General features: G+C 65.2%; 13 protein-coding genes. 5 read left to right on the top strand and 8 right to left on the bottom strand.

The window, feature by feature from the left end; all coding sequences use genetic code 11:
• Positions 1-95: 95 nt before the first annotated feature.
• Positions 96-2105: a DNA helicase Rep gene (gene rep / locus CAG41_RS01595; protein ID WP_085578912.1), complete on the top strand. Its 2010-nt coding sequence runs from the start codon at positions 96-98 to the stop codon at positions 2103-2105.
• 58 nt (positions 2106-2163) lie between these two features.
• The gene (locus CAG41_RS01590; protein ID WP_085578914.1) at positions 2164-2736 is read left to right on the top strand and encodes a xanthine phosphoribosyltransferase; all 573 of its coding nucleotides are present in this window, start codon (positions 2164-2166) and stop codon (positions 2734-2736) included.
• A 65-nt stretch (positions 2737-2801) separates the two neighbouring features.
• Here CAG41_RS01590 and CAG41_RS01585 read toward each other — a convergent pair whose 3' ends face one another.
• The 6 genes from CAG41_RS01585 to dadA form a co-directional block, all read right to left on the bottom strand.
• A complete protein-coding gene (locus CAG41_RS01585) occupies positions 2802-4724 on the bottom strand; it encodes an acetyl-CoA hydrolase/transferase C-terminal domain-containing protein (protein ID WP_085578916.1) in 1923 nt (640 codons plus the stop codon).
• Between the two features lie 135 nt (positions 4725-4859).
• Entirely contained in the window at positions 4860-5276 is a 417-nt protein-coding gene (locus tag CAG41_RS01580; RefSeq protein WP_085578918.1) for a cytochrome c5 family protein, read from the bottom strand.
• 182 nt (positions 5277-5458) lie between these two features.
• The gene (locus CAG41_RS01575; protein ID WP_007920393.1) at positions 5459-6007 is read right to left on the bottom strand and encodes a cupin domain-containing protein; all 549 of its coding nucleotides are present in this window, start codon (positions 6005-6007) and stop codon (positions 5459-5461) included.
• A gap of 122 nt (positions 6008-6129) precedes the next feature.
• Positions 6130-7203 carry an alanine racemase gene (gene alr / locus CAG41_RS01570; RefSeq protein ID WP_085579509.1) on the bottom strand — a complete coding sequence of 358 codons (1074 nt, stop codon included), beginning with the start codon at positions 7201-7203 and terminating at the stop codon, positions 6130-6132.
• A 94-nt stretch (positions 7204-7297) separates the two neighbouring features.
• Positions 7298-7651, bottom strand: a complete 354-nt coding sequence (locus CAG41_RS01565) for a RidA family protein (RefSeq protein WP_085706648.1) — start codon at positions 7649-7651, stop codon at positions 7298-7300.
• Entirely contained in the window at positions 7623-8927 is a 1305-nt protein-coding gene (gene dadA / locus CAG41_RS01560; protein ID WP_085578923.1) for a D-amino acid dehydrogenase, read from the bottom strand. The genes CAG41_RS01565 and dadA overlap by 29 nt, the downstream gene beginning before the upstream one ends.
• A gap of 155 nt (positions 8928-9082) precedes the next feature.
• Between dadA and CAG41_RS01555 the strand changes: the two genes are divergently transcribed.
• Positions 9083-9571, top strand: a complete 489-nt coding sequence (locus tag CAG41_RS01555; RefSeq protein WP_003177284.1) for an Lrp/AsnC ligand binding domain-containing protein — start codon at positions 9083-9085, stop codon at positions 9569-9571.
• 240 nt (positions 9572-9811) lie between these two features.
• Here CAG41_RS01555 and CAG41_RS01550 read toward each other — a convergent pair whose 3' ends face one another.
• Positions 9812-10165 (bottom strand): YkgJ family cysteine cluster protein, encoded by a 354-nt coding sequence (locus tag CAG41_RS01550; RefSeq protein ID WP_085578925.1) that lies wholly within the window; start codon positions 10163-10165, stop codon positions 9812-9814.
• Positions 10166-10310: 145 nt separating this feature from the next.
• Between CAG41_RS01550 and CAG41_RS01545 the strand changes: the two genes are divergently transcribed.
• Positions 10311-11621: an FAD-binding oxidoreductase gene (locus CAG41_RS01545; RefSeq protein WP_085706647.1), complete on the top strand. Its 1311-nt coding sequence runs from the start codon at positions 10311-10313 to the stop codon at positions 11619-11621.
• 82 nt (positions 11622-11703) lie between these two features.
• Here CAG41_RS01545 and CAG41_RS01540 read toward each other — a convergent pair whose 3' ends face one another.
• Entirely contained in the window at positions 11704-11949 is a 246-nt protein-coding gene (locus CAG41_RS01540) for a DUF1127 domain-containing protein (RefSeq protein WP_085578929.1), read from the bottom strand.
• A gap of 178 nt (positions 11950-12127) precedes the next feature.
• Between CAG41_RS01540 and CAG41_RS01535 the strand changes: the two genes are divergently transcribed.
• Positions 12128-13549: a PLP-dependent aminotransferase family protein gene (locus tag CAG41_RS01535; protein WP_085578931.1), complete on the top strand. Its 1422-nt coding sequence runs from the start codon at positions 12128-12130 to the stop codon at positions 13547-13549.
• The last annotated feature ends 17 nt before the right edge of the window (positions 13550-13566 follow it).

Raw genomic sequence — 13566 nt, 5'->3', positions numbered from 1 at the left:
ACCGCGTGCTGCGTCACAAGTCGGACAGGTGCGGCACAATTCGCTGAGCCTGTTAAAATGCCGCCCCATTTCGTCAACGACTCCCGAATTTCCGTATGTCCCGACTCAATCCCCGGCAGCAAGAGGCCGTGAACTACGTCGGCGGCCCTCTTTTGGTGCTCGCCGGCGCTGGCTCCGGCAAGACCAGCGTGATCACGCGCAAGATCGCGCACCTGATCCAGAACTGCGGCATCCGCGCCCAGTACATCGTCGCGATGACCTTCACCAACAAGGCCGCCCGCGAAATGAAGGAGCGGGTCGGCACCCTGCTGCGCGCCGGCGAAGGCCGCGGCCTGACGGTCAGCACCTTCCACAACCTGGGCCTGAACATCATCCGCAAGGAGCACGAGCGCCTGGGCTACAAGCCCGGTTTCTCGATCTTCGACGAGACCGACGTCAAGTCGCTGATGACCGACATCATGCAGAAGGAATACTCGGGCGACGACGGCGTCGACGAGATCAAGAACATGATCGGCGCCTGGAAGAACGACCTGATCCTGCCGGCCCAGGCCCTGGAGAACGCGCGCAACCCCAAGGAGCAGACCGCCGCCATCGTCTACACCCACTACCAGCGCACGCTCAAGGCGTTCAACGCGGTGGACTTCGACGACCTGATCCTGCTGCCGGTGAAGCTCTTCGAGGGCCACGCCGACATCCTCGAAAAGTGGCAGAACAAGGTGCGCTACCTGCTGGTGGACGAATACCAGGACACCAACGCCAGCCAGTACCTGCTGGTGAAGATGCTGATCGGCAAGCGCAACCAGTTCACCGTGGTGGGCGACGACGACCAGTCGATCTACGCCTGGCGCGGCGCGCGGCCGGAAAACCTGATGCTGCTCAAGGAAGACTACCCGTCGCTCAAAGTGGTGATGCTGGAGCAGAACTACCGCTCCACCAGCCGCATCCTGCGCTGCGCCAACGTGCTGATCTCCAACAACCCCCACGAGTTCGAGAAGCAGCTGTGGAGCGAGATGGGCCACGGCGACGAGATCCGCGTGATCCGCTGCCGCAACGAGGACGCCGAGGCCGAGCGGGTGGCCATGGAGATCCTCAGCCTGCACCTGCGCACCGACCGGCCCTACAGCGACTTCGCGATCCTCTACCGCGGCAACTACCAGGCCAAGCTGATCGAGCTGAAGCTGCAGCACCACCAGGTACCGTACCGCTTGAGCGGCGGCAACAGCTTCTTCGGCCGCCAGGAAGTGAAGGACCTGATGGCCTACTTCCGCCTGATCGTGAACCCGGACGACGACAACGCCTTCCTGCGGGTGATCAACGTGCCGCGCCGGGAAATCGGCTCCACCACCCTGGAGAAGCTCGGCAACTACGCCACCGAGCGCAAGATCTCGATGTACGCCGCCACCGACGAGATCGGCCTGGGCGAACACCTGGACAGCCGCTTCACCGACCGCCTGTCGCGCTTCAAGCGCTTCATGGACAAGGTGCGCGAGCAGTGCGCCGGCGAGGATCCGATCTCGGCCCTGCGCAGCATGGTCATGGACATCGACTACGAGAACTGGCTGCGCACCAACAGTTCCAGCGACAAGGCCGCGGACTACCGGATGAGCAACGTCTGGTTCCTGATCGAAGCCTTGAAGAACACCCTGGAGAAGGACGAAGACGGCGAGATGACCGTCGAGGACGCCATCGGCAAACTCGTGCTGCGCGACATGCTCGAACGCCAGCAGGAAGAGGAAGACGGCGCCGAGGGCGTGCAGATGATGACCCTGCACGCGTCCAAGGGCCTGGAGTTCCCTTACGTGTTCATCATGGGCATGGAAGAGGAAATCCTGCCGCACCGTTCCAGCATCGAGGCCGACACCATCGAAGAGGAACGCCGCCTGGCCTACGTGGGCATCACCCGCGCCCGCCAGACCCTGGCCTTCACCTTCGCCGCCAAGCGCAAGCAGTACGGCGAGATCGTCGACTGCGCCCCGAGCCGCTTCCTCGACGAGCTGCCGCCGGACGACCTGGCCTGGGAAGGCAACGATGACACCCCGACCGAAGTCAAGGCCGTGCGGGGCAACAACGCATTGGCTGATATACGCGCGATGCTAAAGCGTTAGAATCGACCACTTTTTTACTAGACCTTCGGCGCACACGGCGCCAGTAGAGGAACGCTTCATGGAAGCACTGCACAAGAAAATCCGCGAAGAAGGCATCGTGCTTTCCGACCAGGTCCTGAAAGTCGACGCCTTTCTGAACCATCAGATCGACCCGGCCCTGATGAAGCTGATCGGCGACGAATTCGCCGCGCTGTTCAAGGATTCGGGCATCACCAAGATCGTCACCATCGAAGCCTCGGGCATCGCCCCGGCGATCATGACCGGCCTGAACCTGGGCGTGCCGGTGATCTTCGCCCGCAAGCACCAGTCCCTGACCCTGACCGAGAACCTGCTGTCGGCGACCGTGTACTCGTTCACCAAGCAGACCGAAAGCACCGTGGCCATCTCCCCCCGTCACCTGACCAGCAGCGACCGCGTGCTGATCATCGACGACTTCCTGGCCAACGGCAAAGCGTCCCAGGCGCTGATCTCGATCATCAAACAGGCCGGCGCCACCGTGGCGGGCCTGGGCATCGTCATCGAAAAGTCGTTCCAGGGCGGCCGCGCCGAGCTGGACTCCCAGGGCTACCGCGTCGAATCGCTGGCCCGGGTCAAATCGCTGAAGGACGGCGTCGTCACCTTCATCGAGTAACCCGCACAGCAGTGCCCTTGCGGGAGCCAGCCTGCTGGCTCCCACAGTTGTTTTGGCTGCTGATCTCATTGCGCGGTGGCCTTCAGGCCGGTGAGCAGCAGGCGCTGGAACAGGTCTTCCTTGAGGCCCTCCGGGGCTGTCAGTCGCATCCGCTCAAGGTGCGCGGGGAACGCCGACGCCTGCGGCGCATCCAGCGCCGCTTTCCCCAACTCAAGGACTTCGCTCAGCTTGAACTTGCTCTTGAGCCAGTTCAGCGCCCGCAGCAGATCCCGTTCGGTCTCGGTGAAATCGCACCCCAGCGGATACTCCGGAAACAGGTTCGGATGCCGCGCGGCCATCCCCTGCAAACGCTGCGGGGTGTTGTCGGCGAAACGCGGATCGAGGCGAAAATCCTTCGGCAGTTTGCCGGCCTTCTGCGCCCGCTCGGTCAGCTCCGGCTGAAAGCGCGAGTCGCTGATGTTCAGCAAGGCCTCGATCACCGCCGCGTCGGACTTGCCGCGCAGGTCGGCGATGCCGTACTCGGTCACCACGATATCGCGCAGGTGCCGCGGAATCGTGCAGTGGCCGTACTCCCAGACGATGTTCGAACTGACCTCGCCGCCGGCCTCGCGCCAGCTGCGCAGCAGCAGGATCGACCGCGCCCCCTCCAGCGCGTGGCCTTGGGCAACGAAGTTGTACTGCCCGCCGACGCCGCTGAGCACCCGCCCGTCCTCCAACTGGTCGGCCACACCGGCACCGAGCAGGGTCATGGTGAACACCGTGTTGATGAACCTCGCATCGAGGCGCTGCAGGCGCTTGAGCGCTTCCTGACCGTACAGCTCGTTGATGTAACTGATGCGGGTCATGTCGAATTCGAGGCGCTTACCGTGCGACAGCTCGTGCAAGCGCTCGTAGAAACTGCGCGGCCCGAGAAAGAAGCCGCCGTGCACCGAAACGCCGTCGGATTGCGCGGCCTCATCGAGGGTGCCGGCGTTGGCCTGTTCCTGGGTCGGCACATCCGGGTAGACCTTGCGCCGGATGATCCCCGCCTCCGCCAAAACCAGCAGGCCGTTGACGAACATTTCGCTGCAACCGTACAGGCCCTTGGCGAACGGTTCGAGACCGCCCTCGCCCTCGATCAGCCGCGCCCACGGGCTGAGGTTCACCTCGGCCAACAGGCTGCGGTATCCGGCGTTGTCGGCCTGGCGCGCCAGCAGGGCGGCGGTCAGCGCATCGCCCATCGAGCCGATGCCGATCTGCAGCGTGCCGCCGTCGCGCACCAGCGCGCTGGCGTGCAGGCCGATGAAATGATCCTGAAACCCCACCGGCATGTTCGGCGTGGAAAACAGCGTGCTGCTGTCCTTCTCGTCGACCAGCAGGTCGAAGGTGTCGATGTCCACCTCGGCGTCGCCGGGCATGTACGGCAGCTCGGTGTGCACCTGGCCCACCAGCAGGATGGTTTCCCCGGCGGCCCGGCGCTTGGCGATCATCGGCAGCAGGTCGAGGGTGATGTCCGGGTTGCAGCTCAGGCTCAGGCGGTCGGGATGCTCACTGCTGCTGGCCAGCAACTGCGCCACCAGGTTCAGCCCGGCGGCGTTGATGTCGCGGGCCGCGTGGCTGTAGTTGCTGCTGACGTAGTCCTGCTGTGCCTGCGTGCTGTGCAGCAGGCTGCCGGGCTGCATGAAGAACTGCTCGATGCGGATGTTGGCCGGCAGGCTGTCGCGGCGCAGGTCGGCGAGGAACTCCAGTTCCGGGTAATCGCCGAAGACCCGCTCCACGAAGGGCTCCAGGAAGCGCTTCTGCAAACCGTCGCCCAGGGCTGGACGGCCTAGGCACAGGGCCGTGTAGACCGTCAGCCGGCGCTGCGGCAGGCCCTTGATGCGCCGGTACAGCGCATTGACGAAGCGGTTAGGCTTGCCCAGCCCCAGCGGCAGGCCCATGTGGATATGCGCCGGCAACCGCGCCAGCACATCGTCCACGGCCTGTTCGATCGAACACAGCTGCACCATCTGAAGCCTCCCGCCCGTTCCATGAATAGAGGTACGACCGAGCTTGCCGCCAGATTGCTGCAATGACCAGCCTCAGAGCCGGATCGCGGGCACAAAAAAACCGTCCGAAGACGGTTTTTTCGAGGATGCGGGGCCTTACTTCAGGCCGGACATCTTCTGGATCGCGCCCTTGAGCTCGGCGTCGGAGCAATCGGCGCAGGTGCCCTTCGGCGGCATCGAGTTGATGCCGGTGATGGCCTTGGCCAGGATGCCGTCGAGGCCACCCTGGTGGTCGGCGCGGTCTTTCCACGCCGCCGTGTCGCCGATCTTCGGCGCACCCAGCAGGCCGGAGCCATGGCAAGCGTTGCAGTGCTTGGCGATCACTTCGTCCGGCGTCTTCGCGCCGCCACCGCCGCCTGCGGCTGCGGCGACTTCCATCCCCTTGCACTCCTGACCCTGAACGCAGACCTGGCCGACCGGCTCGAGGCGTTTGGCGATATCGTCGTTGGTCGCAGCTTGAGCGCTGGCAGCCCAGAGGGCCAGTACGGTTGCTGGTGCGGCCAGCATTTTCATAATTAGGTTCACGCGTTCACCCTCAATGGTGGCTATTCACGCCTGCGGCCACGGTTCGCAGGCGGGCGCAAGTATAGCGGTAAGCCCGCCACACTGAAACAACCCCAAAGTTGAAGGGGTTTTGTCGCGCATCGGTCAAACGGTTCGCACGCCTTCGCCGCAACGGCCTGGCGCCTCTCGGTTCAGAAGTTCGCCGGCGTGGCTGCGCTGATTAGTCGCGCCGGGGCATCGAACGGATTGCGGAAGCGATGCGGCTTGGTACTTTCAAAGTAGTAGCTGTCGCCCGCTTCGAGGATAAAAGTTTCCAGGCCCACCACCAGTTCCAGGCGCCCTTCCACCAGGATCCCGGTTTCCTCGCCTTCATGGGTGAGCATCTCTTCGCCGGTGTCGGCGCCCGGCGGGTAGATCTCGTTGAGGAAGGCGATGGCCCGGCTCGGGTGGGCGCGGCCGACCAGCTTCATGGTCACGGCGCCGTCCGAAATGTCGATCAGTTCGTTGGCCTTGTAGACGATCTGGGTCGGGACTTCCTGCAGGATCTCTTCGGAGAAGAACTCGACCATGGACATGGGAATCCCGCCCAGCACTTTGCGCAGCGAACTGATCGAAGGGCTGACGCTGTTCTTTTCGATCATCGAAATGGTGCTGTTGGTGACGCCCGCACGCTTGGCGAGTTCACGCTGGGAAAGCCCTTTGAGCTTGCGGATCGATTGCAGCCGTTCGCCGACGTCCAAGGCACGCGCCTCCTGAGGTTGTAGAGATAGTGAGCGTTATCATGGCGACAGCGTTCAGTATTTACAACACTTGGGCCCGGGCCCCGGAGGGGCATGCGGTCGGCGGCGACGGCTTCGGGGCGTCAATCCCCGGAATAGAGCCTCGGCACCCGGCGCAGGTTGCAGAAGATCTGGTAGGGGATGGTGTCGGCCCACTTGGCCACGTCGCTGGCGAGGATGTTTTTGCCCCACAGCTCCACGGTGGAACCGAGGCCGGCCTGCGGCACGTCGGTCAGGTCGATGCACAGCATGTCCATCGACACGCGGCCCAGGATGCGGCTGCGCTGGCCGGCCACCAGCACCGGGGTGCCGGTCGGCGCCTGGCGCGGATAGCCGTCGGCGTAGCCCATGGCGACCACGCCGATGCGCATCGGCTTGTCGGTGATGAACCGGGCGCCGTAGCCGACCGGCTCGCCGGCCGGCAATTCGCGCACGCTGATGACCTTCGATTCGAGGGTCATCACCGGTTGCAGGCGCTCGGCCACGGCGTTGGCTTCTTCGAACGGCGTGGCGCCGTACAGCATGATGCCCGGGCGCACCCAATCGCTGGGGATCTGCGGCCAGCCCAGCACCGCCGGCGAGTTGCGCAGGCTGATTTCCGCCGCCAGGCCCTTGCGGGCGGCCTCGAACACCGCGACCTGATCGGCGCTGCTCTGCTCGTGCAGCTCATCGGCGCGGGCGAAGTGGCTCATGAGCACAATCTTGGCCACCTTGCCGCTGGCCAGCAGCCGCTGGTAGGCCGACTGATAATCCTTGGGATGCAGGCCCACGCGGTGCATGCCCGAGTCGAGCTTGAGCCACACGGTGACCGGTTTGCTCAACGCCGCCTGCTCGATCGCTTCGAGCTGCCACAGCGAATGCACCACGCACCAGAAGTCGTGCTCGACGATCAGCGCCAGCTCGTCGGCCTCGAAAAAGCCTTCGAGCAGCAGCACCGGCGCGCGGATCCCGGCGGCGCGCAGTTCCAGGGCCTCTTCGATGCAGGCCACGGCGAAGCCGTCCGCTTCGGCCTCCAGGGCTTGGGCGCAGCGCACCGCGCCATGGCCGTAGGCGTCGGCCTTGATCACCGCCAGCGCCTTGGCTCCGGTGGTCTCGCGGGCGATACGGTAGTTGTGACGCAGGGCTTGAAGGTCGATCAGGGCACGGGCAGGACGCATGGCGGCAGACTTCTGGGCGGTCATGGGAAGAAAAACCGGCGCCGGCTGGCGTTGACCGCCAACAGCGCCGGGAGAGGGATTTTTCAGCGTCGGATCAAGGCTGTGCGGCGATCACCGAGATCTCGAGCAGCACATCGGGCCGGGCCATCTTCGCTTCGACGGTGGCGCGGGCCGGCGCGACGCCCTTGGGCAGCCACTGGTCCCAGACCGCGTTCATGGCGGCGAAGTGCGCACCGATGTCGTTCAGGTAGATCGTCGCCGACAGCAGATGGTGCTTGTCGGTGCCGGCCAGGTCCAGCAGCCGCTCGATGTTGGCCAGCACGTCACGGGTCTGCTGTTCGACCCCGGCGCTGAAGTCGTCGCCGACCTGTCCGGCCAGGTACACGGTGCCGTTGTGGGTGACGATCTGACTCATGCGCTCATTGGTGAGCTGGCGCTGGATTGCCATGCTTGGCGGACTCCTGGGTGGTGTTGCCGTAACGGGAAATGTCGAGGCCTTCGGCGCTGATCTGCGGCTTTTTCTTGGCCATAAGGTCAGCCAGCAGACGGCCGGAGCCGCACGCCATGGTCCAGCCGAGGGTGCCGTGGCCGGTGTTCAGGAAGAGGTTCTTGAACGGGGTGGCGCCGACGATCGGGGTGCCGTCCGGGGTGGTCGGACGCAGGCCGGTCCAGAAGCTCGCCTCGGCCAGGTTGCCGCCCTGAGGATAAAGGTCGTTGACGATCATCTCCAGGGTTTCGCGCCGGCGCGGATTGAGCGACAGGTCGAAACCGGCGATCTCGGCCATGCCGCCGACGCGGATGCGGTTGTCGAAACGGGTGATCGCGACCTTGTAGGTCTCGTCGAGGATGGTCGACGTCGGAGCCATCGCCGGGTTGGTGATCGGCACGGTCAGCGAGTAGCCCTTGAGCGGGTACACCGGGGCCTTGATGCCCAGCGGCTTGAGCAGTTGCGGCGAGTAGCTGCCCAGGGCCAGCACGTAGCGGTCGGCGGTCTCCAGCTTGCCGTCGATCCACACGCCGTTGATGCGGTCGCCGGCGAAGTCCAGGCGCTGGATGTCCTGGCCGAAGCGGAACTCGACGCCGAGCTTGGCGGCCATTTCCGCCAGGCGGGTGGTGAACATCTGGCAGTCGCCGGTCTGGTCGTTCGGCAGGCGCAGGGCGCCGGCCAGGATGTCGGTGACGTTGGCCAGGGCCGGCTCGACCCGGGCGATGCCGGCGCGGTCGAGGACTTCGAACGGCACGCCGGACTCCTTCAGCACGGCGATGTCCTTGGCGGCGCCGTCCAACTGGGCCTGGGTGCGGAACAGCTGAGTGGTGCCCAGGCTGCGGCCTTCATAGGCGATGCCGGTCTCGGCGCGCAGTTCGTCGAGGCAGTCGCGGCTGTACTCGGACAGCCGCACCATGCGCTCCTTGTTCACCGCGTAGCGGCTGGCGGTGCAGTTGCGCAGCATCTGCGCCATCCACAGGTACTGGTCGATGTCGGCAGTGGCCTTGATGGCCAGCGGCGCGTGACGCTGCAGCAGCCACTTGATGGCCTTGAGCGGCACGCCCGGCGCAGCCCACGGCGAGGCATAGCCCGGCGACACTTGGCCGGCGTTGGCGAAGCTGGTCTCCATGGCGGCCGCCGGCTGGCGGTCGACCACCACGACTTCAAACCCGGCGCGGGCCAGATAATAGGCACTGGTGGTGCCGATGACGCCGCTACCCAAGACCATGACGCGCATTTTTTGTATCCCTCGCCGCGGCCAGACCGCGAACCTGTTGTCAGAGCAATGATGCGCGCAGTGTAAGAAAGAATCGCCAGTGCTTTTCACTGTATAAGCGCCTATATTTGGCGACAATTCTCGGCAAAAACCCTTTTCACGGAGGCGCATCCCCTATGCGTACCAACACTCAGACCAAACGCGAGCTGGACAAGATCGACCGCAACATCCTGCGGATCCTTCAGGCGGATGGGCGGATCTCCTTCACGGAGCTTGGGGAAAAGGTCGGCCTGTCGACCACGCCGTGCACGGAGCGGGTGCGGCGGCTGGAGCGCGAGGGGATCATCATGGGCTACAACGCCCGGCTCAACCCTCAGCATTTGAAGGGTAGCCTGCTGGTGTTCGTCGAGATCAGCCTCGACTACAAATCCGGCGACACCTTCGAAGAGTTCCGACGCGCGGTGCTGAAACTGCCCCATGTGCTGGAGTGCCACCTGGTGTCAGGGGATTTCGACTATCTGGTGAAGGCGCGGATTTCCGAGATGGCCTCGTACCGCAAACTGCTGGGCGACATCCTGCTCAAGCTGCCCCATGTGCGCGAGTCCAAGAGCTACATCGTGATGGAAGAGGTGAAGGAGAGCCTGAGCCTGCCGATTCCCGACTGACATTTGCGGTGCCTGATCCGGCCCCATCGCTGGCAAGCCAGCTCCCACAGGGTCAAAAGGTGTTCGCAGAATCTACGCTCACCTCTGGACTTGTGGGAAGAGAGCCTGAGCCGGCCGGCCTTATCACTGGCAAGTCACTCCCACAGGGTCAATAGGTGTTCGCAGAATCTACGCTCACCGCTAGACTTGTGGGAGCTGGCTTGCCAGCGATGGGGTCGCCGCGGATTTAGCGCGAACGCTTCAAACCAGCACCTGCCGGTTCTCGGCCATGTACTCGAACACCTGCCGCTCCACCCGCGGATGGATCAATTCCACAGGCCTGCGCCCGTTCGGGCAAGGCAAGGTCTGTGTCGTACCGAACAGCCGGCAGATCAGCGGCCGCTCGTCATACACCGTGCAGCCTTCGGGCCCCAGGTGCACACAGTTGTAGGCGTCCATGGCCGCGTCCTGTTCGGCGCGGGTCTTGCGCGGCAGGCGCGCCATCTCCTCCGGGGAGGTGGTCACCGGGCCGCAGCAGTCGTGGCAGCCCGGCACGCAGTCGAACGTGGGGATCTGCTGGCGCAGGGAGCGGATTTTCTGGCTGTTGCAGCTCATGGACGCGATGACCGACGTGGAACAGGCGGCGATTGTGCCGCAAAAGCCGTGATCCAGACAGCGATGGCCGACCGGTGTTGCCCGGCTTCCGGCGTCCGGCTTATCCTCCGTCAAATTTTCTCGACACCCGCTCAGGATGACGCCCATGAATGCCCGCGCCCACGCCACCGTGAGCCAGCCCCACGTTGCCTCCTACTACGCCGCCAGCAGTCTGCCGCAGCCCGACCATCCGGTGCTGCAGGGTGAGGTGGCCGCGGACGTGTGCGTGGTCGGCGGCGGCTTCACGGGCCTCAACACCGCGCTGGAGCTGACCGAACGCGGCCTCAGCGTGGTGCTGCTGGAGGCGAACCGGATCGGCTGGGGCGCCAGCGGCCGCAACGGCGGGCAACTGATCCGCGGGGTCGGCCATGGCCTGGATCAGTTCGCCAACGTCATCGGCGCCGAAGGCGTGCGCCAGATGAAACTCATGGGCCTGGAGGCGGTGGAGATCGTCCGCCGGCGCGTGGAACGCTTCCAGATCCCCTGCGACCTGACCTGGGGCTACTGCGACCTGGCCAACAAGCCCCGCGACCTCGACGGTTTCGCCGAAGACGCTGAAGAACTGCGCAGCCTCGGCTACCGCCACGAGACCCGCCTACTGCCGGCCGACCAGATGCACACCGTGGTCGGTTCCAAACGCTACGTCGGCGGCCTGATCGACATGGGCTCCGGGCATCTGCACCCGCTGAACCTGGCCCTGGGCGAAGCCGCGGCGGCGCAGCAGTCGGGGGTCAAGCTGTTCGAGCGTTCGGCGGTCACCCGCATCGACCACGGCCCCGAAGTGCGGGTGCACACGGCCCAGGGCACGGTGCGCGCCAAGACCCTGGTGCTGGGCTGCAACGCCTACCTCAACGGCCTCGACCCGCAACTGGGCGGCAAGGTGCTGCCCGCCGGCAGCTACATCATCGCCACCGAACCGCTGAGCGAAGCCCAGGCCCATGAGCTGCTGCCGCAGAACATGGCGGTCTGCGACCAGCGCGTGGCGCTCGACTATTACCGGCTCTCGGCGGACCGGCGCCTGCTGTTCGGCGGTGCCTGCCATTATTCAGGGCGCGACCCCAAGGACATCGCCGCCTACATGCGGCCGAAGATGCTGGAGGTGTTCCCGCAGCTGGCGGGCGCGAAGATCGATTTCCAGTGGGGCGGGATGATCGGCATCGGCGCCAACCGCTTGCCGCAGATAGGCCGGCTGGCGGGGCGGCCGAACGTGTATTACGCCCAGGCCTACTCCGGCCACGGGGTGAACGCCACGCACCTGGCGGGCAAGCTGCTGGCCGAAGCCATCAGCGGACAGCACGGCGGCGGGTTCGACCTGTTCGCCCAGGTGCCGCACATCACCTTCCCCGGCGGCAAGCATTTGCGCTCGCCGCTGCTGGCGCTGGGGATGCTGTGGCACCGGCTCAAGGAGCTGGTCTGAAGGCCTTGCCCTGATCGCAAGCAGGCTCGCTCCCGCCTTTCGCCGCGGGAGCGAGCCTGTTTGCGATGGGGCCGGAATAGGCTCAGATCCGCCAGAACGGCTTGAGCCCCTCCTCCAGCGCCTGCTCCCGGGTCAGCCCGATGTCCTTGAGCTGCTGCGGCGTCAGCCCCAGCAACGCCCTGCGCGTGTGCAGACGGTGCCAGAACAGGCCCCAGCGACCCAGGCCGGACGGGGCGTTGCGCAGGGCCTCATTGCGCGCGCTGTCCTGTTGCCCTGCCGCCAGTTCCTGACTGTGTAACGTCAGCCGCACATCGCTCAAGCCGTTCATTTTCTTTGCTCCTGTTTACTTGGGTAGCGAGAGATTCCATGATGCGCGGGCGAGCAAAAGCATTACAGATTCAACGCATCTGTATTAACTCCATACAGATTCGCCGTCCTGAGCTCTGAATTGTCGATTTTCGCCCCATCTGTACCGGTCTACCGGATCACCTGTACGAGGCAGTGCCATGACCCTGTATGTGAACCTCGCCGAGCTGCTCGGCACGCGCATCGAACAAGGCTTCTACCGGCCGGGCGACCGTTTGCCGTCGGTGCGCGCCCTGAGCGTCGAGCACGGGGTCAGCCTGAGCACCGTGCAGCAGGCCTACCGGATGCTGGAGGACAACGGCCTGGCCACGCCCAAGCCCAAGTCCGGCTATTTCGTGCCGGTCAGCCGCGAGCTGCCGGATCTGCCCGTGGTGGGCCGACCGGTGCAGCGCCCGGTGGAGATCTCGCAGTGGGACCAGGTGCTGGAGCTGATCCGCGCCGTGCCGCGCAAGGACGTGGTGCAGCTGGGGCGCGGCATGCCCGACGTATCCTCGCCGACCATGAAACCGCTGCTGCGCGGCCTCGCCCGGATCAGCCGGCGCCAGGACATGCCCGGCCTGTATTACGACAACATCCACGGCACCCTCGAACTGCGCGAACAGATCGCCCGGCTGATGCTCGATTCCGGCTGCCAATTGAGCGCCGGCGACCTGGTGGTGACCACCGGCTGCCATGAAGCGCTGTCCACCAGCATCCATGCGATCTGCGAGCCGGGCGACATCGTCGCCGTGGACTCGCCGAGCTTCCACGGCGCCATGCAGACCCTCAAGGGCCTGGGCATGAAGGCGCTGGAGATTCCCACCGACCCCCTCACCGGCATCAGCCTCGAAGCCCTGGAACTGGCGCTGGAGCAGTGGCCGATCAAGGTCATCCAGCTCACGCCCAACTGCAACAACCCGCTGGGCTACATCATGCCGGAGTCACGCAAGCGCGCCCTGCTGCACCTGGCGCAGCGCTTCGACGTGGCGATCATCGAGGACGACGTGTACGGGGAACTGGCCTACACCTACCCTCGCCCGCGCACCATCAAGTCCTTCGACGAAGACGGCCGCGTGCTGCTGTGCAGTTCGTTCTCCAAGACCCTGGCGCCGGGCCTGCGCATCGGTTGGGTGGCGCCGGGCCGTTACCTGGAGCGGGTGCTGCACATGAAGTACATCAGCACCGGCTCCACCGCGCCGCAGCCGCAGATCGCCATCGCCGAATTCCTCAAGGCCGGCCACTTCGAGCCGCACCTGCGGCGGATGCGCACCCAGTACCAGCGCAACCGCGACGCGATGATCGACTGGGTGACCCGCTACTTCCCCGCCGGCACCCGCGCCAGCCGCCCGCAAGGCAGCTTCATGCTGTGGGTCGAGTTGCCGGAAGGCTTCGACACCCTGAAGCTCAACCGCGCCCTGCACGACCAAGGCGTGCAGATCGCCGTGGGCAGCATCTTTTCCGCCTCCGGCAAGTACCGCAATTGCCTGCGGATGAACTACGCTGCCAAACCGACGCCGCAGATCGAAGACGCGGTGCGCAAGGTCGGCGCAGCGGCCATCCGCCTGCTGGCCGAGACCGACTGACTTTTCGCGGCCCTTCA

The organism is Pseudomonas sp. B35(2017), from assembly GCF_002113645.1.
Taxonomy (GTDB): Bacteria; Pseudomonadota; Gammaproteobacteria; order Pseudomonadales; family Pseudomonadaceae; genus Aquipseudomonas; species Aquipseudomonas ekonensis.
Note: the sequence above shows the minus strand (reverse complement) of the source record. Positions and strands in the feature narration are given on the sequence as shown.

Coding starts and splice junctions, on each gene's coding strand:
- CAG41_RS01565 (WP_085706648.1), bottom strand. CDS start 7,651: ATGGCAATCCAGCGCCAGCTCACCAATGAGCGCATGAGTCAGATCGTC.
- CAG41_RS01585 (WP_085578916.1), bottom strand. CDS start 4,724: ATGGTGCAGCTGTGTTCGATCGAACAGGCCGTGGACGATGTGCTGGCG.
- dadA (WP_085578923.1), bottom strand. CDS start 8,927: ATGCGCGTCATGGTCTTGGGTAGCGGCGTCATCGGCACCACCAGTGCC.
- CAG41_RS01550 (WP_085578925.1), bottom strand. CDS start 10,165: ATGAGCTGCAACAGCCAGAAAATCCGCTCCCTGCGCCAGCAGATCCCC.
- CAG41_RS01540 (WP_085578929.1), bottom strand. CDS start 11,949: ATGAACGGCTTGAGCGATGTGCGGCTGACGTTACACAGTCAGGAACTG.
- CAG41_RS01590 (WP_085578914.1), top strand. CDS start 2,164: ATGGAAGCACTGCACAAGAAAATCCGCGAAGAAGGCATCGTGCTTTCC.
- CAG41_RS01580 (WP_085578918.1), bottom strand. CDS start 5,276: ATGAAAATGCTGGCCGCACCAGCAACCGTACTGGCCCTCTGGGCTGCC.
- rep (WP_085578912.1), top strand. CDS start 96: ATGTCCCGACTCAATCCCCGGCAGCAAGAGGCCGTGAACTACGTCGGC.
- alr (WP_085579509.1), bottom strand. CDS start 7,203: ATGCGTCCTGCCCGTGCCCTGATCGACCTTCAAGCCCTGCGTCACAAC.
- CAG41_RS01535 (WP_085578931.1), top strand. CDS start 12,128: ATGACCCTGTATGTGAACCTCGCCGAGCTGCTCGGCACGCGCATCGAA.
- CAG41_RS01545 (WP_085706647.1), top strand. CDS start 10,311: ATGAATGCCCGCGCCCACGCCACCGTGAGCCAGCCCCACGTTGCCTCC.
- CAG41_RS01555 (WP_003177284.1), top strand. CDS start 9,083: ATGCGTACCAACACTCAGACCAAACGCGAGCTGGACAAGATCGACCGC.